Below are 23044 nucleotides of genomic sequence, written 5' to 3' on the forward strand. Positions count from 1 at the left end.
CGCCGGACTCCCGTCAGGCCCAGCGGCCGAGGAACGGGATCCGGCGCCACAGCGTCTCGATGTGCAGGGCGTGCCGGAACAGCCAGAGCACGGCGGCGTACACCGCGCACAGCACGACACCGGCCACCAGCAGCACGAGCAGACTCGACCCCGCGAACCACGTGAACAGGAGTCCGCCCCCGCCGAAGATCAAGACGGGCGGCAGCATCGGCACGAGCAGCTTCGAGGGCTGCAGGTCCACATGCATCAGGCGGTGCACCTGGACGGCGGCGATGAGGTTGTCGGCCAGCATCACGATGACCCAGGTGATCGCGGCACCCCAGACCCCCAGGAGCGGCACGAGGGCGAGGTTGCCTCCGATGCTCACAGCCAGCGCGATCGCCTTGTTGTACATCTGCCACGTGCTCTTCCCGCCCTGCAGGAGGATGCTCTGCAGCATGCCGCACGCGGTCTGGAACATCATCGCCAGAGCCAGCAGCACCATGGGACCCCAGCCGGAGCGGAACTCCGAGCCGAAGATGCCGAGGACCGCGGGGCCCATCGAGATGAGCAGCATGTAGAACGGCCAGTTCATCAGGATCATCGCCCGCACGACCTTGGTGTGCAGCCGTGTGGACTCGGCGTAGTTCTCGCGGGCAAGGAGAGCGGAGATCGTCGGGGACACCGCCACGCGCATCGCCTTGTCGACCACGCCGCCCGCGCGCACGGCACGGGTGATGACCGCGTACACGCCCGCGGCGGAGGGCGAGGCGAGGGCGGCGATGATGAGCACGTCCGACCACTCGAGCGCGGTCTCCAGGCCAGAGCTCACCGTGCGCGGGGCGTTGAACCGCCAGAACTCGCCCATCGTGGGTCGCGTGCCCGGCGCGCTCTCCCGGCGACGGCGGAAGTCGCGCACGAACGGCGCCGCGATCACCACGAGCGTCACGACCAGCCAGAACGGCTGCGGCAGCAGCCACGCCTCGAACGCTCCCCACGCGCCGACCCCGGCGACCGAGACCGCGAGCAGCACGGTCAGCAGTCGGCTGGCCGGGAGCAGGATGCTCTGCAGCAGCGTGAAGGCAGTGACGCCCCGAAGCATGCGCGCCGCGATCTGCAGGACGCCGATCAGGGCGCCCACCACGACATACGGCACCATCGCACGCATCAGATCGGCCATCGCCGCTGCGTCGCGCGGCGCGGCCAGCCACTCTCCGAGCGCATCCGCCAGCAGCCAGATCGCGAGCGACACGAGACCGGAAACCACCGCGACCGGGCCGACCGCGAACATCACGATGCGCCACTCCGCCCCGGCGCGGTGGAAGGCGCGCTGCTCGGCGATGAAGCGGACGATGCCGCTGTTGGTCCCGAGCCGGAGCACCTGGGTGAGGATCGTGAAGATCCCCATGGCCTGGAAGAACAGACCGGTCCCGTCGGCACCGAGGGTGTTACCGACGATCGCGGTGAGCAGCAGGGCGGCGAGGGCGGCGAAAGCGGAGCCGAACAGGCTGATCAGACCACTCTTCGCCAGCCCCTCACTCTTCATTCGCCGCCTTCGCGAACGGCGTCGGCTGTGGTGTCCAGTACGAGGACTTGCCGAGATACTTCTCCCGCAGCAGCACCGCGAGGGCGATGCCGACGAACACCAGCTGCCTGTCCAGGCCGTAGAAGATCGACAGGCCGACCGCCACGACCACGCTGGCGTGGATCCACACCGCCGACAGGTTCGGGGCGTCGAACGTGCGCACCGCGCCCATCACGATCATGCCGAGGAACAGGACGAGGCCGACCAGCCCGAAGCAGAACATGGCGTTCCAGATCGCGCCCTGCGTGCCGACGTAGATCTCGCTCCAGGTGCTGGGCCGGGGAGCGCCCCAGCCGATGACCGGCGATTGCAGCGTCCGCTCCCAGGTCTCCGCGTAGAGGTTGCCGCGTCCCTCGGTCGTGTCGACCGTCTCCTGGCGGGCCACGATGCCGTCGAGGAACCCGGAGAGGAAGAGGATGACGGCCGCGGCGATACCCAGCACCGTGACCCAGAAGAAGGCGAGGAAGCGTCCGCGGATCAGCAGGCAGAACAGGACGTAGACGATCGCGCCCGCGATGCCGAGGAACAGGCCGCGGTTCGTGGTCGCGATCGCCGGCGGGATCGCGGCGACGAGGGCGATCACCAGGAACCACATGGCGCGCGCGGTGCGGTGGCCGATCGCCGTGCCGATCGCGATGGGGGTGAGCACCGCCATCGCCGCTCCCCAGCCGTTCGTGTACGAGAACGGTGCCGACGGGCGGACGAACGGCTCGGCAGCTCCCCACGGCGTCTGGATCTCGGCGAGGGTCGGGAACACGAGCTCCGACACGTAGTCGTTGCTCGAGATCGCGTCCGGCAGCAGCCGACCGATCGTCATGGTCAGCTGCACCTCGGGGAACAGCATCCCCAGGTAGCCACCTACGATGACGAACAGCCAGATGAAGGTCAGCCCGTTGAAGATGCGCTTGGGCGTGAGCGAGCTGCGCGCGTTGACGATGTAGACCATGATGATCGCCAGCGCGAGGAACTGGCTGATGCGTACGCCGAGGCCGACGCCGCGACCGAGCTGATCGATCATGAGCGCCGACGGGATCATCCACAGCACGAACCCGATCCACGGCAGGATGCCGGGGACGATGAGGATGCGCCGCCGCATGATCAGCAGCGCCACCATGGGCACCGCCATGATCACCGACGCGAAGGGCAGCATCCCGAGGAGCCAGAACAGCGGGTAGCCCCACAGCACGGTCAGCACCGGCCAGGCCGGCAGCGATCTCGGCTCGACCTCCAGGCTGGGGTCTTGACCGGTCGCTGCGATCAGCGAACGGCTCGGTGAAGAGATGAGTGCCATGCGGATGCGTCCAGGTTCAGAGTGCGGTCAGCTGCGTGTACTTGCGGCGGAGCGAGCCGGCGAAGATCAGCACGTGCCAGACGAACAGTGCGGTGTAGAGCACCGCGAACGCGAACGGCAGTCCGATGAACGCCAGGACGACATACGTCGTGGAGGGATCCTGAGGCTGCTTGACGAACGACTCCAGGATGCCACGGCGTCCGTCGTCCGGGGAAGGGGGAGTCTTGGGGAGGAGCTTCTCGGCGAGGAGCTGGGAGAGGAACCAGCCGGACACGAGCACCGAGAACAGGCCGGCGACCAGCACCAACCACGGCCACGCGTCCGTGCGGAGCAGGTGCACCGCGACGGCGATGTGCACGAGCGGGGCCCGCACACCGTCGACCACATGATCGAGCCATTCGCCGGCGGGGCCGCCGCGCTTCTGGATGCGCGCGAGCTGGCCGTCGGCGGAGTCCAGGATGTACCCGATCAGGAGGAGAACGGCCGCGAGCGGCCCCGCCCACCACGCGGTGACGCCGGCCAGCACGACGACGGCCGCGAGGCCGAACAACGCGCTGACCGCCGTGACCCCGTTGGGGCTGGCGCCCCAGGTGGCGGCGACCACGGCGGCCCTGCCGCCGAGCGGTCGATTGATCCAGCGCAGGTACGCGGGAACGCCCGCCCCCGCTTTCTGTGCGGAGGCGAGCGCTCGACGCGCGTCTGCGTAGGAGATTTTCGTCATTTACGAGGCATGTCCAATGCGAGATCGAAGCTCAGGTCGGGAGTTCCGCGATAGTTGGCGTGCACAGACGCCGCGATCACGTTCGTCCCTTCCACGAGCAGGTTGGCGGGCACCGCGAAGGTGACCTTGTTGGCCGCAGCCGTGGTCGCCCGCGGTGCCGCCGTGGCATACGAATTCTGCGTCAGGGTCCCCGCCCCGAGGTTCGCCCGCCCGAGCTCCACCCCGTTGAGGTATACCACGACACCGTCGTCCGCCGTAACCGTGACCGTGCCGTTCGCGACGCTCGCGGCGTCCGTCACCGTGACGGAGTGCCGGAACTGCGCGCTGAGCGGCTTGGTTGCGAGGTTCGTCGGGTCGATGTTCGTCGCCGCCGTCGCGACCCCGCGGGCGAGGACGGCCGAGCCGCTCGCCCACGAGGAGGCGTCGAACGCCACCGCGTTCCAGTCCGCCGGCAGCGGATCGGCCGAGTAGCGCCACGACCAGGCCGAACCGCTCGGCACGCTGACCGGCAGCTCGTTGTCCGACGGCGGAGTCGCCGTCGTCACCTGGACCGTCGCGGGAGTCGAGGCGAGACCGCCGATCCCGACCGCGACCACGCTGTAGTCGTACGCCGTGGCGGCGGTCAGGCCGCTCTCGGTGAACGTCGTCGTCGCGGCGTCCGTCGTGCCGACCTGCTGGCCGCCCCGGCTGATCACATAGGACTGCGGGGTGGTGCCGCTCGCGGGAGCGGTCCAGGTGAGCGTGGCGGAATCGAGAGTGGTGGTCCCCGAGAGACCCGTGACCGGGTTCGGAGCCGCCGGCGCCTGGCCGCGCTCCGCCGTGAAGGCGAGGTCGAAGCTCAGGTCCGGAGTGGTGCGGTAGTTCGCGTGGACCGAGGCGGCCAGCACGTTCGTCCCGTCCACGAGCACGCCCTGCGGCACCTCGAACACGACCCGGTTCGCGGCGGCGGTCGTGTGCGACACGACGCCGTTCGCGTAGGAGTTCTGCGTGAGGGTGCCCGCGGGCATCCGCACCCGTCCGAGCTCGACGCCGTTGAGGTACAGCACCACGCCGTCGTTCGCGATGACCGAGATGCTGCCGTTCACGACGCTCAGCGCGTTCGTGACCTGGAACTCGTTGCGGAACTGCGCGCTCAGCGGCTTCGTCGCGAGGTTCGTCGGGTCGATGTTCGTCGTCGCCGACGAGACGCCCCGGCCGAAGAGCCCCTGTCCGGTGTTCCACGACGCGTCGTCGAACGCGAGCGTGTTCCAGTCGGACGGCAGCGCGTCGGACGAGTACCGCCACGACCAGCTCGCGCCGTTCTCGATGAACGTGAGGGCGCTCTCGGGTGCGGGCTGGGCGACGTAGGCCGCCGTGCTCGCGGAACGGTTGCCCGCGGCGTCGCGTGCCCGGACGAAGTAGTTCGTCGGGGTCTCCGTGATCGGCACGGTGTAGGTGGCCGACGTCGTCGACGCGATCACCCGGTTGTCGCGCAGCACCTCGTAGGTCACGCCTCCGGTGTCGGTCGAGGCCGCCCAGGTGAGCGTCGCCTCGGTGCCGCCGTTGCCGGGGGTCGCCGTGATCGCACCCGGCGTCGTGGGAGCGGTGGTGTCGCGCGGGGCGAAGCGGATGTACCCGCCCGACCACTGGTTGACCTCGCCCGCCCTGACCGAGCGGCTGAAGTCGCCGCCCGCCCACAGCACGCCGGTGCTGTCGAAGAACGTGCCCCAGGCGCCGTAGCCGGCGCGAGCCTGCACGACGGGCGACCACGCGGCCACGAACTTGCCGGTCTGCGCGTCCCACGCACCCATCAGGTTCATCTTGTCGGCCTGCGTCCAGCCGGTGCCCACGTCACTCCACGAGTACGCGTCCTGGTAGACCCAGTGGCCGCAGTGGCAGCCGCCGATCACGAGGTTCGCGTTGTGCTCGACCGTCTGGAAGTCGCCACCGTTCTTCGTGATCGACCCGCCGACGCGCTCGAACGTGTTCCGGTCGTAGGCGAAGAGCGAGTGCTCCGAGCCGCCGAGCCACACCTTCCCACCGGCCTCGGTCACGCCGAGCTGCCAGATGTTGCCGGAGTAGGAGCCGTCCGCGTTGAGCGTGGCCTTGCTGAACTTCGGCACCCACAGCGGGTCGACCAGCGGGGCGCCCGCGGCGGTCTGGATGGCGGCCGCGCTCGGGGTGGACGTGGTCTGCTTCATCTTGAAGTAGCCGGAGAAGTAGGTGCGGTCGCCCTGGTCGGAGGCGTCGACGGCGATCGAGCTGCCGTTGAGGAACGCGTTCCAGTTGGTGTCGGGACGACCCGTCGTCAGGTTGATGCGACCGCCGTTCCAGGTGCTCGCGCTGATGGTGGAGCCGACCGCGGTGAGGTGCGTCATGGCACCGGCGACGTAGAGGAAGTCGCCCTGCACGTCGAGGTCGCGCACGTAGGGCACGCTGCCGGTCGCCCGGTGCTCCGCGTTGACCTGCCAGCCCGAGAGCTGCCCGGTCGTGGGGTCGAGGATCGCGATGCCCGCCTGCGGGGTGCCGTTGACCGTGGAGAACTGTCCACCGATCGCGACGCGCCCGTCGGGCAGACCGGCGATGGCCTTGACCTGACCGTTGAGCTGCGGACGGAACGTGGAGACCCACTCGCCCGTGTTCACGTCGAAGGCCGCGAGGTACGGCTGCTCGACCTGACCGGTGCCGCCCTCGTTGCGCTGCACGTAGCGGAAGTTGCCGCCGACGAAGACCTTGCCGGCGACCTCGCCGAACTCGGCCACCTCGGTGTTGAGCTCGCCGCTGCTGCCGTTGGCGAAGCCGGAGACACCCCAGACGGTGGTCATGGCGTTGCTCTCCGGGATGGCCGCGACCGTGGAGGCGGGCGTGCCCGAGGCGGGCACGGCGCCGAAGTCGAGATTCGCGAGCTTCAGCTGCGGCCGCAGGAAGACCTGCGTGAACGGCCGCGCGTAGCCCTGGCCCGACGGGGCCCACAGGTACGAGGTGGCCGCGGTGCTGCCGCCGATGCTCGAGCCGAACGCCCAGCCGTTGATGTAGTTGTGCGACGCCTGCTCATTGAACACGACGCGGCGCAGCTGGTTGTTGTTGCCGAAGTTGTTGGTCTGGCCGCCGGTGCCGGTCGAGCCGTCGAAGTTGTAGTTCTTCACGCGGTGCTCGGCGCCGAAGGTCCACACCCAGCGATCGCGCTGCGTGAACGTGAACCGGCCCTCCTGCCACGTGGTGCCGGCCGTGTTGGTGGCGCGGCGCAGGCGGATGCCGTCGGCCAGCGCGTCGACGCGGCCGTTGTTCAGGAGTCCGTCGACCGTCGCCGCCGGCAGCTGTGCCGGCTGGAACGCGTCGGTGCCGGTCGGGGTGTTGCGGATCTGGGCTGCGGTGCGCAAACCGTTGTACCCCTCCTTCCAGCCTTCGCGGCCTCGGCCGATGAGCACCCAGCCGCCGCCGGACGTGGTCTGGTCGCAGTAGAACTGCTCCGGCGCGACGAGCGCCGGGGTGACCAGCCAGTACACGCCGTCGGTGGACTGCGGGTAGTTCTGCTTGATCTCCCAGCACGACGCGGCGGCGGTCTCCTGAGAGAGGCCGTCCGGCAGTGCCGGGGGTGCGGCGTTCGCCGCGAGCGGGGTGAGCAGTGAGCCCACCAGGACGGCCGCGGCGATCATGGCGCCAGCGGCTGCGCGGGTCGCCTTCACTCTCCGCGCGGGTGCTGCAGTGTTCATGGAGTCCTTCTTCGGGTGTGAGGCTCGCCTGGAGCGACTCGGGGGTGAGTCGCTCCAGGTGCGGGTGAGCCACGTTCGGGTGTTCGAGAGATCGGCGATCCCCCGGGGGGTGTGGGGGAGGTCAGGCTGCGGGGCAGTCCTGAACGTCGGGGATCTCGTGCGACGAGATCTTCCAGGTGTCGTCCTCGAAGACGGCTCCGTAGATGTGGGCCACGGGGTGGCCGGGGTTGTACAGCGAGTCCTTGAGCGAGTTGCCCGCCGCGTCCTTCACGTCGATGTCGGACACGTCGACGCACACCTTGAGGGTGATGGTCGCGGGGGAGGACGCCAGGTCCACCGCCGTCGGGGTGACGCTCGTGACGACCGCCTTGCCCGTCTGCGTGTAGCCCAGGTCCATCTGCTCCCGTGCGTGGGACTGCACCTCGCCGAGCACCCAGCCGGTCGCGACCGCGTCGACGCCGACCGCCGAGCCGTCGCCGCGCTGGCTGACCTCGTCGAGGGCGGCGACCACGGCGTCGGCGGCCGCGGTCGCCCGCTTGACCTCGGCGTCCTGGTCATCGCTCATCGGGCCGTCGACCACCTTCGGGACGGACTTCAGCGGATCTTCGGATGCCGCCTTGTCCTCGTCGCCGTCGTCGACGGGCTTGTGGGTGGACGAGGCCGACGGCGCTCCGCCGTTGTTCGTCACGAGGGCGACGCCAACCCCTGCGGCGCCCAGCGCGAGCAGTGCCACGGCACCGATCGCGATCCATCGTCTGCGGTGCGTCGCGGGCGCCTTCTCGCCCTCGATCACCTGTCCTTCGTCATCCATCAGTAAGCCCCCTTCGGCTGGATCATCACCTTCGCGGTCCGCCACATGATTTGCAGATCATTCATGACCGACCAGTTCTCGACGTACCGCAGGTCGAGGCGCACGCTCTCGTCCCACGACAGGTCGCTGCGCCCGGACACCTGCCACAGGCCCGTGATGCCGGGCTTGATGTACAGGCGGCGGAACACGGTGCCGTCGTACGCCGTGACCTCGCTGGGAAGCGGCGGACGAGGCCCGACGACACTCATGTCGCCGGTGAGGACGTTCCAGAACTGCGGCAGCTCGTCGAGCGACAGCTTGCGCAGCACCTTTCCCACGCGGGTGACGCGGGGGTCGTCCTTCATCTTGAACAGAAGACCGGCGCCGTCGTTCTGCGCCTTGAGGGCGGCGAGCTGCTGCTCGGCGTCGGTCTTCATCGAGCGGAACTTCACCATCTTGAAGCGGCGGCCGTCGCGGCCGACGCGCTCCTGGAAGAAGAACGCGGGTCCGGGCGAGTCGAGCTTGATGAGCGCCATCAGCACCGGGGTGAGGAGGGCGATCGGGATCAGCGCGACCGTCGCGACGAAGATGTCGAGCGCCCGCTTGAGCACGTGCACCCCGCCCTCGTACGTCGGGATCTTCACCTGGATCAGCGGCAGGCCGTCGACCTGACGCAGCGAGATGCGAGGACCGGCGACGTCGGTCAGTCGGCTCGAGAGCACGAGCTCGGCGGCGGTGCCCTCGAGCTGCCAGCTGAGCTGCTTGACGAAGTCGGGGTCCCCATCGGGACGGCTCGCCACGATGATCGTGTCCGCCCCGAGCTGGGCTGCCGCGGCGGCGACGCTGTCGAGATCGCCGACGACCGGGTAGATGCTCTCCCCGATCGCGAACGCGCCGGCCTTGCGATCCACCAGCGTCGTCCCCACGACGTGGTAGCCGTTCTCTGCGCCCTTCTGCAGAGACGTGATCACATACTCGACGTCTTCGGTCGCGCCGACCACCAGGGTGCGCGACGCGTACTGGCCCCGGATCCGGCGGCGCTGCAGCCACCGTCTCCAGGCCCAGCGCGCGCCGAGCAGCCCGAACGTCCCGACAGGGAGCGCGACGAGGAACAGCGGCTGCAGTCCCTCCCACGCCAGCAGGACGCCCGCGATAGCGGTGATGCCGAATGCCAGGCCGCTGGCGTGTGCCACGCGGCGGTATTCCGTGGCCCCGGAACCGAAGATGGCGGCGTCGCGGGTGTTGAGCGCCGACAGCATCAGATACCAGGCGAGGCCGAGCAGAGCAGCGTTGCGCCCCGCCTCGATCGCCACGACGCCGGAGGTCAGCTGGACCGCGACCGTCAGAGCGACGGCGATCAGGATGACAGCCGCATCCGTGATCCGCAGCCGCATCCGATAGTGACGTTCCCACTGCCGACGCCGTTCCAGCGTCGCCGAAGCGCGCGGCGTGGTCGCCGGGCGCGTGGACGACGTGGTGGCCCGCGGAGCGGTGGCCGGAACGAATCCCGTGCGAGAGATGCTCAGAGCATCCTCGACGGACGTCATGCCGAGGCCCCTTGAGCCGTGAATGTACGCAGAATTCCCCAGTGCGACATTGATTTCCCCAGTTTGATATCCCCAGACCGTGAACCCCACGTTCACGGCAGTCGTCTGCGTCCCGACCCCTCGGGTCCTGCTGGAACTCCGTGATCCCACATCTCGGAGTCGAAGGCGCCGTCCCAACCGGCGGCTTCGTGCAGCAGGCGCTGCAGACCTGGAACACTGTAGCGGACGCGGCCAGGAAACGGAAGACAAATCCGGGGAATGGATGAAACCCCATCGCGGGTGGTGCGCGGTCGGGCGCGGCCCGGGCGCTATCCTGACGCGGTGATGGCGCCCCCACCCTCTCCTCGTTCTCGCCTGCGCACCATGCTGCCCCGTGACCCGGCGCAGCCGCATCGCACCGCGAGCACCCTCGAGCTGTTCTTCGACCTGGTGTTCGTCGTGGCCGTGAGCATCGCCTCGTCGCAGCTGCACCACGCTCTCTCCCACGGGGACTTCGTCCACGGCATCACGTCGTACGCGATGGTGTTCTTCGCGATCTGGTGGGCGTGGATGAACTTCACGTGGTTCGCCACCTCGTTCGACACGGACGACTGGCTCTACCGCGTGACGACGTTCGTGCAGATGGGCGGGGTGCTCATCCTCGCGGCCGGTGTGCCGCGGGCCTTCGACGAGGGCAACTTCACCGTGCCGGTCATCGGGTACGTCGTGATGCGCGTGGCCATGGTCGCGCAGTGGCTCAGGGCCTCACGGTCGGCCGGTGCGCTGCGCTCCGCCACCCGCCGGTACGCGGCGGGCATCGCCGGGGTGCAGGTGCTCTGGGTGCTGTTCCTCCTGATCCCGACGGGGCCCGCCCAGCTCGTGGCGTTCGTGGTGTTCGCCCTCATCGAGATCTCCGTTCCGGTGTTCGCCGAATACCGCCGGCAGACCCCGTGGCACCGGCACCACATCACAGAGCGCTACGGGCTGTTCACTCTCATCGTGCTGGGGGAGAGCCTGCTCGCCTCGGCGAACGCGATCATCGACGCGCTCGACGAGGTCGAGGCGCTCGGGCCGCTGATCGCGATCTCGGTGCTCACGCTGGTGGTCACCGCCTCGCTCTGGTGGATCTACTTCTGGCCGCCGCATCACCGCGCGATCACCTCGTTCCGCCGGTCGCTGCGGTACGGCTACACGCACTACTTCGTGTTCGCGGCGGCCGCCGCCTTCTCGGCAGGCATCGAGGTGGAGCTGGACGTGCTCACCGGTGAGAGCCACCTGTCGAGCATGGCCGCTTCGTTCACCGTGACCGTCCCCATCGCGGTGTTCCTCCTCGGCGTCTGGTGGATCGCGATCAAGGAGAACGCCGACCGTGTGGTCAACACGGTGGTGCCGACCGGAGCGGCACTCGTGCTGTTGGATCCGGTGCTGCCGGTCCCGGTGACGCTCACCGCCCTGATCCTGGCAGCCGTCGTGGTCGTGCTCGTGCTCCGACCGCCGGTCACGCGCGAGGCCGAGGCGCCGGTGGGGACGTAGGCGCCGCGCCGCTCAGACGCAGGCGGCGAACAGGGCGAGGCACTCCTGACGCAGTCGCGAGATCGCCTCCGTGTCGCCGCGCAGATGGCGGATGAGGGCGTTCTGGAGCATGCCGTCGGTCAGGGCGTACGCCAGGGTGGCGTCGAAGCGACACGGTTTCCCGGCGAGTTCCGCGTAGCGCGCGAGCACCTCGCCGATCGCCTCCTGCAGCATCTGCTCGATCTGCTCGATCGTGTCGCCGAAGCCGGACTCGAACAGTGCCTGATTGCGCAGGTCGTACCAGAGGCGGTGCAGCGACGCGTCGTCCTTCAGGCTCCTGGCCATCTCGTCGGCCACGCGCCCGGCGAGCTCGTCGGGGGTGGTCGCCGTCTCGATGATGGCGGCGTAGCGCTCGGCCGGCTGGCCGCGCGAGATGCGGACGGCCTCCGCGATGAGGTCGTTCTTGTCGGTGAAGTAGTAGTGCAGCGAGCCGTGGGAGAGCTCGGAGTGCTGGGCGATCTCGCGCAGCCCCGTGCGGGCGAACCCGCGTTCGGCGATCGCCTCCAGCGCGGCCTCCGCCAGGCTCCGTCGACGGAGGGCGAACTTGTCGGTCCCGGCGCGCTCGGCCCTCTTGATCGCTGTGTTCATCGTCTCGTCTCGACTCCGTCCCTGCGTTCGGTATCGGTCATGCTAGTGGGCACCGTCACGGATTTGAACAGTCGTCAAGTAAAAACTGGACACTCATCCAAGAAAAACTTGACACTTGACCAATCCCGTGATGCACTGGATGGATCGCGATCGTGAGCGTCCCCAGCGCCCGATCGTCGACCACGCCGCGCGCGCGATTCCCCGTCGCCCCGGCAACCGCTGCCTGACGAACTCTCGCTCGGCAGCGTGCGCGGCGGAGCGATGTCCCCACCTCCTCCGTCGCGCCCCCGAACCCGTCGTCACGGCATCTCTGCTAGACTGACGATGCAACGTGTGCGTTTCGCCCCTCTCGGCCGCCGCGTCGCCACTGATCAGGGCCCATCCACGGTTCGCGCACATCGACGCGCGCGACGCCGCCTTCGATCTCCTCACTTGCGGACCGCCCTGCGTGCCCGCCACATAGCAATGAGCATCACCATGAGCACCACCACCGTCCCTCCGTCCGACCCCCTCACCTGGAAGCAGGCCGACATCGACGTGCACGTCGCCACCCGCGGCGGCGAGTTCGCCGGCTTCGTCGAGTTCGACGGCGCCGCACATGTGCTGCGCGACGAGCGCGGTACCGACCTCGGTACCTACGCCTCGCTCGACGACGCCTGCGACGCACTCGACGCTGCGACCCGGCCCGCACCGCGCTCCGGGCTCCGGTCCGTGCCGCGCTCCGGACGCCGCCGCGTACGCCGGGCCAGGGCCTGACCACACCGACGACACGACGAAGGCGCGAGCAGAGAGCTGCTCGCGCCTTCGTCGTGTCCGGCTCTACCGCTTGCTGTCGTCGGTCTCCACCACGTCGATCGTGATCTTCTCGAGCGGGCTGTCGTCGTCGAGCTCGTCGTCCAGCACCTCGTCGCCCAGGAACGTCTCCACGACCGTCTCGGTGGCCTCCGAACCCGACTCGTCCTCGTCGTCGATCGTGGCCTCGGCGACCGCGATCGACGAGGGCAGCGCATCGTCGCTGAAGATGCCGTCGGGGCGGATGAGCTCGCGCACCTCGGCCATGAAGCTCGACAGCTGCTGCTGCTGCCAGCGCAGCTGCCGCGTGCGGTCCTCGGCGTCGTGCAGCACCGCGGTCGTGTGACCGGTGACCGCATCGACGATCTTCTGCGACTTCACCCTGGCGCGGTCGAGGATCTCCCTCGCGCGCACCTGCGCGTCCGCCTCGATCGCCTGCGCCTGCGACCGCATGAGCCGCTCGTAGTCGTCCGCCTTCGCGGAGATCCGCTGCGCGTGCTCCAGGGAAGCGGTGACCTGCTCGTTGGCATCGGTCGTGATGCGCTCCGCGTGCGCGACGGCCTGGTTGTGCAGCACCAGGAACTCCTGCTGCGCGTCGTCCTGGCGACGGGTCAGCGTCTCCTCGAACTCGAGCACGCGGGCGTTCATCTCGCGCACCTCGCGCTCCGCATCCGCCCGCAGCTGCGTGGTCTCCCTCGTGACGAGCGAACGCAGCGCCGCCGCGCCCTTCTCGGCCTCCGTGCGGATCGCGGTGGCCTCCTGCGACGCCTGGTTCACCTTCTCGGCGGCGTGCGACGCCTCCCGCTCGATGCGCGCCTCGTGAGCCGTGTACTCGGTCTCCATCTTCAGGCGCACCTGGTCGGCGTCCCGCTGGGCCTGCGAAGTGATGCGATCGGCGTCGGCCTCGGCCTCGGCGCGCTGCGCAGCGACCTCTTCGCGCGCCGCCGCCATGAGCCGGTCGGCCTGCACGGCGGCGTTCTGGATCAGCACGTTCGCCTGCTCCTCCGCGACGCGCAGGATCGCCTCGAACTGCTGACGAGACGGCGCCTCCTCTCCATCGGGCTGCGGGGTGTCGACGAGCTCGGAGGTCAGCGTGGCGACCTGCTGCTCGGCGTCGGCGGCCTTGGCGTTCGCGGCGGCGAGCTCGCTCTCCAGCGCCTCGCGCGCCTCACGCTCCTCCGCGCGGATGGCCTCGACCGACTCGGTCTCCCTGGTCTGCGTCTCGGCGAGCTGGTCGGACAGCTGCTGCACCTGCGCCCGCAGGGAGGCGAGCGCCGCGTCGACCTCGCCCTTGTCGTAGCCGCGGAAGCCGATCGTGAACGCGGTATTCGACGCCGACGACGACTGCTGGTCGCGCGGTGCCGTCTCGATCAGCTGGTCGAAGAAGTCCGGCGACCGCTCGTCGCGGGAGCCGTCCGGGGAGTCGCTCATGGTTGGGCCTTTCTGGCGTGTCCGGACGCGGAGCGGGGGCTCCGACCGCCGAACGGGATCGCACGCACGGACGAGGAGGCCGCCCGGCGCACGTCGCGACCGTGTCCTCAGCGGACGCTGTGCCGGGCGCGACGCGGTCCTAGCCTAGTTGCGCCGGCTGTGGATCGTGAGCCCCTCTTCACACCGGGGAGGGCGGTGCCGACGGACGGTTCATCCGGAGCGCGACCAGCGGGCATTGCGATCGTCGAGCAGCGCGCCACGGACGTACGAGACCGGCGGCCCGTCGGACACCGTGATGCCCCGCGCCCCCGCCGCCGCCGCGACGCGGGAGCGCAGCTCGGTCCACAGCGCCGTGGTCTGCGGGAACCCCATGTACTCGCGGAAGGTCTCGACGCGCAGCACCGCGCCCATCGGGTCGGCGGTCACGCGCACGACGGTGTCGTCGGGGTCGACGAAGCGGATGCCGATGGCGCCGTCTTCCAGCGGGAGGAAGTCCTTGCCGGCGGCCGCTGCCATCGTCAGGAGCTCACGTGCCTCCGGGGCGGGCGCGTGGATCCGCAGCGTGCGACCGAACTCGGCGAGGGCCTTGTCGAGCTGGTCTCGCGCGAAGCGGTCGCCCGCGCGGCGTCCTGCGGCCGCGGTGCTGCGGTTCAGCCACGGGCGCAGGAAGGCGGCCCCGACGATGATCGCCAGGATGAGCAGTCCGAAGAGAAGGAGAGCGGGAACCACGACTGATCCGTGTGGGCGGAACGGCGGTCCGTTCAGCGGGGTGCGGTGAGCGCGTCCAGCACGAGCTCACCGGAGGAGTTGAGCGCCTGCATGATCTCCTGCACGCGGTGCGGGTCGATGCGGGGCGGCTCCGCCGCGTCGAAGCCGAACTGGAGCGGGATGGCCGGGTGGATCCAGATCGTCGCGCGCTTGTCCACCCCGGCTGCGACGGGCAGCCAGGTCATCATGAAGCTCTCCTGTCGACGGAGCTTCGTGGAGATCACGATTTTCAGGTGCGCCAGGGTCTCATCCTCGATGAGAATCGGGTCGGAATGACCGTCGTAGCGGAGTCTGCCCATAGTGCTGACCGTACACCGCTCCGAGGCCCTCTGCCTCTCATCCCTGATCGGCGCAACCCCCTTCGGTGCGAGGAACCGGAGGCCTATTGTCGCCGGACAGGCGGGCCTCGGAAACGCGCAGACGGGACAGGTGACGGCAGTGACACATGAGGCGAAGAGGACGGCGCGCGTGCGGATCGTCGTGAACGATGTCGGCTTCGTGCTCGCACCCGGTGAGTCGGCGGACGGGATGAAGCAGGAGATCGATGCCGCGGTCCGGGCGGGAGGCGGGTTCGTCGCCTTCACCGTGGCGGACGGGTCGCGGGTGAACGTGCTCGTCTCCCCGATGAGTCACGTCGTGATCTCGGTCGAACCGCACGACGCCGAACCCGATGAGCCTCCGGTCGCGATCTTCCCCCGAGGCGACTTCTTCGACCACGAGCTGCTCTGACGCGGACAGCGCCGGAACCCGCCCCGACCGATCCGTCGCCCGCGGGGTGGCGTTGACGGGTATCGCGCTCCGCGCTTGGTACGGTGACCGCGGTGGACATGATGTCCCTGGGGCCGCTGAGCAAGAGAGAACGTCACGATGAAGCGCACGTCCCGCTTGCGCCTTGGCCGCATCGGGATCGTCGCCGTGCTCGCGGTGATGCTCGGCACCCTGGCTCCCGCGTTCACCACGGGCGACCCGGCCGCGGCCGCCGCGCCCGACGGCTACATGGTCTACCCGGCGTCGGGCAACATCCAGTCCAAGGTCGGTGACGGCTGTCTGGGCAACTACCGCGCCCACGACGGCATCGACATCTCACGCAACGGCGGCACCCCGATCCTGGCGGCCTACGACGGCGTCGTCCGCACGCGCACGTCGAACGGCGGATACGGCAACTACACCGACATCGAGCACGCGGGCGGCTACGTCACCCGCTACGCCCACATGGCCAGCACCGCGTGGTACCCGCCGGGCACCCGCGTGCTGCGGGGCCAGCAGATCGGCGTGGTCGGCAACACCGGCAACTCCGCCGCCTACCACCTGCACTTCGAGGTCTGGCTGAACGGCCGCGTCTACTCGCAGATCAACAACGGTTTCACGTGCCTGTCGAACGTCACGCGCGGTGCCACCATCCCGCTGTTCTTCCCCGGTCTCGGCACCGGCTCGGGCACCGTCGCCTCCGCGGACTACACGGGCGACGGCAACGCCGACGTGCTCGTGGTCGCCGGCAACGGCGACCTGCGTCTGCGCACCGGCAACGGCCAGGGGTCGTTCGCCGCGGCGACCACGGCCCTCGGACTCTGGGGCGGCAGCCGTCGCCACGTCACCCACGCCGACTTCAACGGCGATACGAAGGCCGACCTGATCGCGGCGAGATCCGACGGCACGCTCGAGTTCTACGCCGGGAACGGTGCGGGAGGATTCGCGGCCGGGACCGCGATCGGGAACGGCTGGTACGGCCTGCTGCACATCGTCTCCGGCGCCGACTTCACCGGCGACGGCAGACAGGACGTGATCGGCGTCGCCCCCAACGGGGCGATGTCGCTGTACGAAGGCAACGGCTCCGGCGGCTTCACCGGGCGCGTGACCACACTCGGCGTCGGGTGGGAGGGCTTCCACTTCATCGTGGGCGGCGACTTCGACAACGACGGCAAGGGCGACCTGATCGCCGCGTCGGACACCGGGACGCTCTACTTCTACCGTGGCGCGAACTACGGCTTCCAGACGGCTCGGGTCGTCGGCGAAGGGTGGATCGAGTTCACGGCGCTCACGGGCGGGGTCGACTACAACGGCGACCGCCGGGCGGACCTCCTCGGACGCACCCCTGCGGGCGAGGTCTACCTGTACAGCGGTCTCGGCGACGGGACCTTCGGGACCAAGACGCTCGTGGGCTCCGACTGGGGCGGACACCTCACGATCGAGTAGGGTCTGGTGCCGCGTATCGTGGGCGCATGGCGGCTTCCACGTTCGACGAGATCGTCGCGGACCTGTACGCGGCGTCGCCGGGCGACTTCGTGGCGGCGCGCACCGCTCGTGCGAAGGACACCGCGGATGCCGCCACCGCCGCGGCCGTGCGAGAGCTGCGCAAGCCCTCGGTCGCGGCGTGGGTCGTGAACGTGTTCGCTCGGGAGAGGGCGGAGCAGCTGGGGGAGGCGCTGAGCCTGGCCGCCGAGCTGCGGGAGGCGCAGGCGGACCTCGACGCCGCGGCGCTGGCGAAGCTCGGACGTGAGCGGCGCGCCCTCACGCGACGGCTGGCGCAGGCGGCGGGACAGCTCGCGCAGTCGCGCGGGGAACGCGTGACGACGGCGACGCTGGACGCGGTCGAGCAGACGATCTCCGCCGCCTTCTTCGACCCCGACGCGGCGGCGGCGGTGGCGTCGGGGCGACTCCTGCGCGCCCTGGAGCCGAACGCGTCGGGCGACGACGTCCGTGAGGCCGTGGCGGGGGAGGTGCCGACACTCGCGCCCGCCGCGCCGCGCCGCGCGGATGAGCTCTCCGCGCGGCGGGCTCGACGCGAGGCCGAACGGCGCGTGACCGCGGCGGAGAAGGAGCTCGCGGCGGCGGAGCGCGCAGTGGCGAAACAGGACGACGTGCTGCGGACGCTTCGCGCGCGCGCCGAGGAGCTCGACGACGACATCGCCGACCTCGAGGCGCAGCTCGCACAGCTGCGCACGGAGGCCGAGCGCATCGCAGGAGAGCTGCCGGGGGCGGCCGAGCGTCAGGAGGAGGCCGTGGCGTCGCGCGACGAGGCGGCGCGGGATCGCGAGGCGGCGCAGCGGGCACTCGATGCGCTCTGAGCCCGGTCTGCGCGGCACGTGTGCGACGATGGCTGGCATACGGAGAGGCGAGGGGGCACCGTGAAGCGGAGCACGAGGGTCGGCGCTGCGGGCGTGGCCGCGGTGGTCATGGCCACCGTGTTGTCCGGATGCATGGGCGGGGCGGACTTCGCCGTGCTCGAGAAGGAGCCTCAGGCGGCTGACGCCCTGCCGGATGCCGCGGTCGACGACAACGACGGCGTCGTCGCGCCGGACACCGCCCGGTTCGTGGGGAAGGACGGCGACGTGTCGCTGTGGCTCGCACGACCCGCGTCCGGCAGCGGGATCTGCGTGGTCGCGTATGAGAGCGATGACGCGTACGCCACGGGCTGTGCCGACAACGGGACCTGGGTGCGCCTCAGCGGGGAGCTGGGCACGTACGAGGTCGCGCCGGACGGCTCGCCCACCCCCGAGGGGACCGAGCGGCTGTTCGACAACGTGTTCGTTCCGGCGGAGTGAGGGCGAGCGGATTCAGGCGCGTCTGATCGCGAGCCGCCGTCGGTAGGCGGCGGCCTTGGCGCGGTCTCCGCACCCCGCCATCCCGCACCAGCGGCGCGTGCGGCCCCGCGAGGCATCGAGGAACGGCCGCGTGCAGTCCGTGCCATCGCAGAAGCGGAGTCGCGGGTCGGTCAGCGCCACCTGCGCGGCGCGGGCGACGAGGGCCAGCGCCGCCGGGGTGGAGCCGCTGCTGCTCACGCCTCCGGACGTGAGCACGGGTACGGGTGTCGCGTGGGCCGCCGCGGCGTTGACCAGTGCGATCGTGCGGTCGTCGGGCGCTGATCCGGCCGCGGCCTTCCGCAGCGCGATGTACAGCGCTTCGCGGAGTTCGATCGCCCGGGCGAACTCGACCGCAGACACCTTCGGAGGGGTGTCCACCGCGCCGCTGAGGACGAGCCATTCGGCGAGGGAGCCGGGGGTCGGCAGCCACTCGTGCGCGATCGTCTCTCGCGACGCGACGGTCGCGACGAAGTCGAGAGCGAGATTGCCTGCCACGAAAGCGAACTCCACATCACCACCTTGACAGGTGACGATGACGTCCGCAAGGCTGGCCTATCGTCACCCGTTCAGGTGGTGATGACCGTGGAGCGGAGGTGCCGGTGGTCACTCGGAAGCGCGCCGTCGCCGCCTATGCGATCACGGCGACTCTGATCCGAGGCGCCGACGCCGGGGTGGTCGTGGGTGTCGTGCTCCTCGCGACGTCCTCCCCGGAAACCGCACCCGTCGCCGGACTGCTGGCTGCGTGTCTGACCGCTCCGCACCTCGCCGGGCCGCTCGTGGCGCCCGTCCTCGGACGAGCGAAGAGACCCATCGCGCTCCTGGCCGCAGCCTTCGTCCTCTACGCGCTGTTCGTCGCGGTCGCCGCCCTCGCCTTCACCGCAGGGTGGCTCGTCCTCGCTGCCGTCGCGCTGGCGGCGGCGGGGGGCTGCGGACCCCTGTTCACCGGAGGGCTGAGCAGCCAGCTCCCTCGGCTGGTGAACCGCGAGCAGACGACGCAACGCCGCGCACAGGGGCTCGACGCGCTGACCTACGGTGTCGGGGCGGCGTTCGGCCCGCTCATCATCGCGGTCGCGACCGCCGTGCTCACCCCGCTCGCCGGGGTCCTGGGCGCCGCGGCGGCCGCGCTCGTCGGCGCTGCCGTGCTGATGACCCTTCCACCGCTCGGGTCAGCGGCCGGGGGTGCCGGGCGACGCGATGCCGGAGCGAGCGTGCGGCGGAACGTGGCACTCCTGTTCACCTCGGGCCCGCTGCGCCGCGTCACGGTCTGCACCTCCGTCGCGGCCGTCGCCGTCGGCGCGGTCCCGATCCTCGCGGTGGCGACCGTGAGCGTCCACGAGTGGGGTGGACGCGATGCCGCAGCACTGCTCGCTGCGGCCTTCGGAGCCGGCACGCTGGCTGGCTCGCTCGCCGTGACCGTTCGGCCGCTGCGGGGAGCCCCGGAGCACGCGGTGACCTGGGCGGCGTCCGGCGTCAGCGCCGCACTCGCGGTGTGCGCACTCGCTCCATCGCGGGAGGTCGCGGCCATCGGCTTCGCCCTCGTGGGGATCTGCGGTTCGCTGCAGTTCGCGTCGAGCCTGGCCGCGCGCTCCGAGTACTCCCCGCCCGAGGCCCGTGCGCAGGTGTTCATGACGATGGCCGGCCTGAAGGTCGCGTGCTCCTCTGTGGGAGTCGCCGTGGCGGGGACGGCCGTGACGAACGCCCCCCTCGTGGTGCTCGGGGGAGCCGTCGCGACCGTCGCGGTGGCGTTCGGCGCCGCCGTCATCGACCGTCGGGCGTCCCGCCGGCGCGAGAACGCGATCGCGGTCAGCTCGTAGCGCACCCGGGAGCACCGACGCCGAACACCGAAACCGTGAAGGCACGCTCACCGCTTCGGCGAACGGCGCCGGCGCGCCGCGTCAGGAGCGCGGCGGGTTCAGCGGCAGCCACTCCTCGAGCGTCGTCTCGAAGATCTGCGCGCCGTCGAACGGCACCAGCGTGCGCTCCTCGATCTGCGCCCCGTAGTACGGCGCGGTGTCATCACGGACCACGTGGCGCGGGTCGTTGCGGAACGTGAGGCCGCGTCGGATGAACTCGTCCATGCCGAACGCCTCGGGTCCGGCGATCTCGATGTCGCCCTGCGGCTCTCCCGCCGCGGTGCGCGCCACGGCGGTGGCGACGTCCTCGGCGGCGATCGGCTGCACGAGGCCGCCGGGAAGGCGGACCGTGTCGCCCTCGGTGGAGATGTCGGCGATGCTCCCGATGAACTCGAAGAACTGTGTGGCGTGCACGAGCGAGTACCCGATGCCGGACTCGCGGATCAGCTTCTCCTGAGCGACCTTGGCCGCGAAGTAGGGGATGCTCTGCGGACGGTTCGTGCCGACGATCGTGAGTGCGACGTGGTGCGCGACCCCGGCGGCCTTCTCCGCCCGGAGGAGCGTGGTGGTCGACGTGGTGAAGAACTCCATCACATCGTCGGGGGCGAACGAGGGGGAGTTGGAGACGTCGACGACGGCGTCGGCGCCGGCGAGCACCTCCGCCACGCCCTCGCCGGTGAGCGTGTTGACCCCGGTGTTCGGCGAAGCCGCGATGGCCTCGTGCCCGTGGGCGTTCAGCTTCGAGACGACCTTCGAGCCGATCAGGCCCGTGCCTCCGATGACGACGATCTTTGCCATTTTCTGTCTTCCTCTCGCGGCACCGGAAGAGGTGCCTTTCAGTGGTGACCGCGGTGCGGCCGGGTCTGTGACGGCGTGCAGTGCGGGAGCGGTCACTCCGCGCGCAGCAGCGCCTCGCTGATGTCGCCCTCACGGGGGAGAGTGCGCCAGTCGTGGTACCGGGTCGGAGCGATCCGCGCCGTCGACTCGGGAAGCAAGTCGCGGCTGTGCAGGTGCGCCCCGAAATACGTTCCGAGGGGATCGGCGACGACCTCGCGGTCGTCCTGGCGGGAGCGCAGATCCTGCGCGGCGATCTGCTCGAGGCTGAACACCTCGGGCCCGCCGAACTCCACCATCCCGTAGCGCGGTGCACCGACTGCCGTCTCCGCCACCGCCGCCGCGACGTCATCGGCGGACATGGGCTGCACGAGGACGTCAGCGACGCGCACCCGACCGCCACGGGTCGCCTGATCGGTGATGTTCCGGATGAACTCGAAGAACTGCGTCGCGTGCACGAGGGAATACGGGCGCTGCGACTCCACGATGAGCCGCTCCTGCTCCGCCTTCGCCGCGAAGTAGCCGCCCTCGGCTCGGGCGAGGCGGTCGGTTCCGACCACGGACAGCGCCACATGATGCCCGACGCCCGCCGCGCTGCCGTAGCTGAGCAGGTTCATCGTGGAGGTGAAGAAGAACTCCAGGGCGGCGGCTTCGTCTGTGTACGACGAGTTCGACACGTCGACCAGCACATCGGCACCGTCCAGCGCCTCCGCCAGCCCTTCGCCCGTGTAGGAGTTCACGCCCGTGGCACGTGCGCCGACCACGACGTCGTGGCCGGCCCGCCGGAGTGCGCGCGTGAGTCGGCTGCCGATCAGTCCCGTCCCGCCGATGACCGTGATCCTCATGGTGCTCCTTCGCTCGTCGATGGCCGTCAGGGAAGCGGCCGTACCTGTGTGACCGCGCAGCCGTGCCGGGTGTGACAGCACCCTTCGAAAAAAGTCGCGGGAGGAGAACTGTCACAATCGCCGCGCTCACCTGGTCGTTTGTTGCATGAGCCACCGGATCGGCCGCGATCGGAGACGGCTCACCCTCCTCATCTGAAAGGAACCGTCATGACCGACCATGTACTGGAGCCGGAAGCGCAAGCCTTCGCCGACGCCACCTCCACGCCCCCGTTCCTCGCCGACCTCGGCGTCGACGGAGCCAGGAAGCTGCTCGACGACGTCCAGGCGGCCCCGATCGCGAAGCCGGACGTCGACGAGGAATGGGTGACCGTTCCCGCCGAGATCGGTGACGTCCGCGTACGGATCGTGAAGCCGGTCGGTTCCGCCGGGCAGCTCCCGGTCGTCCTCTACGTGCACGGTGGGGGATGGGTGCTCGGTGACGCAGGCACGCATGACCGCCTCGTCCGCGACCTCGCAACCGGCACGGACGCGGCGATCGTCGTCGTCGAGTACGACCGCTCTCCGGAAGCGCACCACCCCGTCGCGATCGAGCAGGTGTATGCGAGTGCGCGCTGGATCGCGAGCGACGGCACAGCGCATGGTCTCGATGCCTCTCGCATCGCCATCGCCGGAGACTCCGTCGGAGGCAACATGGCGGCCGTCGTCGCCATCCTCGCGAAGCGTCGCGGCGACGTCGCCTTCCTCCACCAGTCGCTGTACTACCCGGTGACCGACGCCGGCCAGGACACCGACAGCTATCGCGAGTTCGCCGAGGGGTACCACCTCCGCGCCGACGCGATGGCCTGGTTCTGGGACAGCTACGTGCCGGATGTCGGTGCTCGCGCCGACGTCACCGTGTCTCCGCTGCGGGCATCGATCGAGGAGCTGCGGGGACTGCCGGAGACGTTCCTCGTCGTGGACGAGAACGACGTGCTGCGCGACGAGGGCGAGGCGTATGGCCGCAGGCTCATCGAGGCGGGCGTGCGCACGACCCTCGTGCGTTACGACGGCACCATCCACGACTTCATGATGCTCAACCCGCTGCGCAGTTCCGCCGCCAGCACCGCCGCGATCGAGCAGGCCATCCACGTACTGCGCACGGCCTTCGCCGCCGCGTGACCCACCCCACCCCCTCCCACCCCCAACAGAGAGAACAC

General features: G+C 70.0%; 21 protein-coding genes. 8 read left to right on the top strand and 13 right to left on the bottom strand.

Translation table 11 applies throughout. The annotated features are described in order from the left end of the window. Positions 1-13 precede the first annotated feature (13 nt). From DW297_RS03365 to DW297_RS03390, 6 genes are all read right to left on the bottom strand, one after another. A complete protein-coding gene (locus DW297_RS03365) occupies positions 14-1525 on the bottom strand; it encodes a lipopolysaccharide biosynthesis protein (RefSeq protein WP_136029362.1) in 1512 nt (503 codons plus the stop codon). Next, positions 1515-2855 (bottom strand): O-antigen ligase family protein, encoded by a 1341-nt coding sequence (locus DW297_RS03370; RefSeq protein ID WP_136029364.1) that lies wholly within the window; start codon positions 2853-2855, stop codon positions 1515-1517. Before DW297_RS03370 ends, DW297_RS03365 begins: the two co-directional genes overlap by 11 nt. 16 nt (positions 2856-2871) lie before the next feature. Further along, positions 2872-3576 carry a CDP-alcohol phosphatidyltransferase family protein gene (locus tag DW297_RS03375; RefSeq protein WP_136029366.1) on the bottom strand — a complete coding sequence of 235 codons (705 nt, stop codon included), beginning with the start codon at positions 3574-3576 and terminating at the stop codon, positions 2872-2874. Further along, the gene (locus DW297_RS03380) at positions 3573-7268 is read right to left on the bottom strand and encodes a fibrinogen-like YCDxxxxGGGW domain-containing protein (RefSeq protein ID WP_136029368.1); all 3696 of its coding nucleotides are present in this window, start codon (positions 7266-7268) and stop codon (positions 3573-3575) included. Before DW297_RS03380 ends, DW297_RS03375 begins: the two co-directional genes overlap by 4 nt. A 121-nt stretch (positions 7269-7389) precedes the next feature. Then, positions 7390-8079: a hypothetical protein gene (locus DW297_RS03385; RefSeq protein WP_136029370.1), complete on the bottom strand. Its 690-nt coding sequence runs from the start codon at positions 8077-8079 to the stop codon at positions 7390-7392. After that, a complete protein-coding gene (locus DW297_RS03390; RefSeq protein ID WP_136029372.1) occupies positions 8079-9605 on the bottom strand; it encodes a sugar transferase in 1527 nt (508 codons plus the stop codon). Before DW297_RS03390 ends, DW297_RS03385 begins: the two co-directional genes overlap by 1 nt. Positions 9606-9968: 363 nt before the next feature. Between DW297_RS03390 and DW297_RS03395 the strand changes: the two genes are divergently transcribed. After that, the gene (locus DW297_RS03395) at positions 9969-11117 is read left to right on the top strand and encodes a low temperature requirement protein A (RefSeq protein ID WP_136029374.1); all 1149 of its coding nucleotides are present in this window, start codon (positions 9969-9971) and stop codon (positions 11115-11117) included. Positions 11118-11129: 12 nt separating this feature from the next. Here DW297_RS03395 and DW297_RS03400 read toward each other — a convergent pair whose 3' ends face one another. Continuing rightward, the gene (locus tag DW297_RS03400; RefSeq protein WP_136029376.1) at positions 11130-11744 is read right to left on the bottom strand and encodes a TetR/AcrR family transcriptional regulator; all 615 of its coding nucleotides are present in this window, start codon (positions 11742-11744) and stop codon (positions 11130-11132) included. Between the two features lie 477 nt (positions 11745-12221). Between DW297_RS03400 and DW297_RS03405 the strand changes: the two genes are divergently transcribed. Continuing rightward, complete coding sequence (locus DW297_RS03405) at positions 12222-12500, top strand: hypothetical protein (RefSeq protein ID WP_136029378.1); 279 nt, start codon at positions 12222-12224, stop codon at positions 12498-12500. A 63-nt stretch (positions 12501-12563) separates the two neighbouring features. Here DW297_RS03405 and DW297_RS03410 read toward each other — a convergent pair whose 3' ends face one another. The 3 genes from DW297_RS03410 to DW297_RS03420 all read right to left on the bottom strand — a co-directional run bounded on the left by DW297_RS03410 (position 12564) and on the right by DW297_RS03420 (position 15034). Next, complete coding sequence (locus DW297_RS03410; protein ID WP_136029379.1) at positions 12564-13967, bottom strand: cell division initiation protein; 1404 nt, start codon at positions 13965-13967, stop codon at positions 12564-12566. A gap of 210 nt (positions 13968-14177) precedes the next feature. Next, positions 14178-14696 (bottom strand): hypothetical protein, encoded by a 519-nt coding sequence (locus tag DW297_RS03415; protein WP_136029381.1) that lies wholly within the window; start codon positions 14694-14696, stop codon positions 14178-14180. Positions 14697-14728: 32 nt separating this feature from the next. Next, complete coding sequence (locus tag DW297_RS03420) at positions 14729-15034, bottom strand: DUF7882 family protein (protein ID WP_136029383.1); 306 nt, start codon at positions 15032-15034, stop codon at positions 14729-14731. Between the two features lie 169 nt (positions 15035-15203). Here DW297_RS03420 and DW297_RS03425 point away from each other — a divergent pair, with 169 nt between their 5' ends. From DW297_RS03425 to DW297_RS03440, 4 genes are all read left to right on the top strand, one after another. Next, entirely contained in the window at positions 15204-15464 is a 261-nt protein-coding gene (locus DW297_RS03425) for a hypothetical protein (RefSeq protein WP_136029385.1), read from the top strand. A gap of 138 nt (positions 15465-15602) precedes the next feature. Continuing rightward, the gene (locus DW297_RS03430; RefSeq protein ID WP_136029387.1) at positions 15603-16928 is read left to right on the top strand and encodes a VCBS repeat domain-containing M23 family metallopeptidase; all 1326 of its coding nucleotides are present in this window, start codon (positions 15603-15605) and stop codon (positions 16926-16928) included. 26 nt (positions 16929-16954) lie between these two features. After that, on the top strand, positions 16955-17800 hold the full coding sequence (locus DW297_RS03435; RefSeq protein WP_136029389.1) for a transposase: 846 nt from the start codon (positions 16955-16957) through the stop codon (positions 17798-17800). Between the two features lie 60 nt (positions 17801-17860). After that, on the top strand, positions 17861-18277 hold the full coding sequence (locus tag DW297_RS03440; protein WP_136029391.1) for a hypothetical protein: 417 nt from the start codon (positions 17861-17863) through the stop codon (positions 18275-18277). Between the two features lie 12 nt (positions 18278-18289). Here the strand turns inward: DW297_RS03440 and DW297_RS03445 are convergent, their stop codons facing one another. Further along, on the bottom strand, positions 18290-18811 hold the full coding sequence (locus DW297_RS03445; RefSeq protein ID WP_240744500.1) for a CGNR zinc finger domain-containing protein: 522 nt from the start codon (positions 18809-18811) through the stop codon (positions 18290-18292). Positions 18812-18915: 104 nt separating this feature from the next. On the opposite strand from DW297_RS03445, the gene DW297_RS03450 reads away from it, so the two are divergent. Next, the gene (locus tag DW297_RS03450; RefSeq protein WP_136029396.1) at positions 18916-20130 is read left to right on the top strand and encodes an MFS transporter; all 1215 of its coding nucleotides are present in this window, start codon (positions 18916-18918) and stop codon (positions 20128-20130) included. Between the two features lie 81 nt (positions 20131-20211). Here the strand turns inward: DW297_RS03450 and DW297_RS03455 are convergent, their stop codons facing one another. After that, complete coding sequence (locus DW297_RS03455; protein WP_136029398.1) at positions 20212-20967, bottom strand: SDR family oxidoreductase; 756 nt, start codon at positions 20965-20967, stop codon at positions 20212-20214. A gap of 92 nt (positions 20968-21059) precedes the next feature. After that, positions 21060-21848: an SDR family oxidoreductase gene (locus DW297_RS03460; protein WP_136029400.1), complete on the bottom strand. Its 789-nt coding sequence runs from the start codon at positions 21846-21848 to the stop codon at positions 21060-21062. A 207-nt stretch (positions 21849-22055) separates the two neighbouring features. Here DW297_RS03460 and DW297_RS03465 point away from each other — a divergent pair, with 207 nt between their 5' ends. Then, positions 22056-23006 (top strand): alpha/beta hydrolase, encoded by a 951-nt coding sequence (locus DW297_RS03465; RefSeq protein WP_136029403.1) that lies wholly within the window; start codon positions 22056-22058, stop codon positions 23004-23006. The last annotated feature ends 38 nt before the right edge of the window (positions 23007-23044 follow it).

It is taken from the genome of Microbacterium sp. PF5 (genome assembly GCF_004794315.1).
In the GTDB taxonomy this organism is placed as follows: Bacteria; Actinomycetota; Actinomycetes; order Actinomycetales; family Microbacteriaceae; genus Microbacterium; species Microbacterium sufflavum.

Excerpts from the sequence above, each read along its gene's own strand:
- DW297_RS03365 (WP_136029362.1), bottom strand. The coding sequence starts at position 1,525 with ATGAAGAGTGAGGGGCTGGCGAAGAGTGGTCTGATCAGCCTGTTCGGC.
- DW297_RS03370 (WP_136029364.1), bottom strand. The coding sequence starts at position 2,855 with ATGGCACTCATCTCTTCACCGAGCCGTTCGCTGATCGCAGCGACCGGT.
- DW297_RS03375 (WP_136029366.1), bottom strand. The coding sequence starts at position 3,576 with ATGACGAAAATCTCCTACGCAGACGCGCGTCGAGCGCTCGCCTCCGCA.
- DW297_RS03380 (WP_136029368.1), bottom strand. The coding sequence starts at position 7,268 with ATGAACACTGCAGCACCCGCGCGGAGAGTGAAGGCGACCCGCGCAGCC.
- DW297_RS03385 (WP_136029370.1), bottom strand. The coding sequence starts at position 8,079 with ATGGATGACGAAGGACAGGTGATCGAGGGCGAGAAGGCGCCCGCGACG.
- DW297_RS03390 (WP_136029372.1), bottom strand. The coding sequence starts at position 9,605 with ATGACGTCCGTCGAGGATGCTCTGAGCATCTCTCGCACGGGATTCGTT.
- DW297_RS03395 (WP_136029374.1), top strand. The coding sequence starts at position 9,969 with ATGCTGCCCCGTGACCCGGCGCAGCCGCATCGCACCGCGAGCACCCTC.
- DW297_RS03400 (WP_136029376.1), bottom strand. The coding sequence starts at position 11,744 with ATGAACACAGCGATCAAGAGGGCCGAGCGCGCCGGGACCGACAAGTTC.
- DW297_RS03405 (WP_136029378.1), top strand. The coding sequence starts at position 12,222 with ATGAGCACCACCACCGTCCCTCCGTCCGACCCCCTCACCTGGAAGCAG.
- DW297_RS03410 (WP_136029379.1), bottom strand. The coding sequence starts at position 13,967 with ATGAGCGACTCCCCGGACGGCTCCCGCGACGAGCGGTCGCCGGACTTC.
- DW297_RS03420 (WP_136029383.1), bottom strand. The coding sequence starts at position 15,034 with ATGGGCAGACTCCGCTACGACGGTCATTCCGACCCGATTCTCATCGAG.
- DW297_RS03430 (WP_136029387.1), top strand. The coding sequence starts at position 15,603 with ATGAAGCGCACGTCCCGCTTGCGCCTTGGCCGCATCGGGATCGTCGCC.
- DW297_RS03435 (WP_136029389.1), top strand. The coding sequence starts at position 16,955 with ATGGCGGCTTCCACGTTCGACGAGATCGTCGCGGACCTGTACGCGGCG.
- DW297_RS03455 (WP_136029398.1), bottom strand. The coding sequence starts at position 20,967 with ATGGCAAAGATCGTCGTCATCGGAGGCACGGGCCTGATCGGCTCGAAG.
- DW297_RS03460 (WP_136029400.1), bottom strand. The coding sequence starts at position 21,848 with ATGAGGATCACGGTCATCGGCGGGACGGGACTGATCGGCAGCCGACTC.
- DW297_RS03465 (WP_136029403.1), top strand. The coding sequence starts at position 22,056 with ATGACCGACCATGTACTGGAGCCGGAAGCGCAAGCCTTCGCCGACGCC.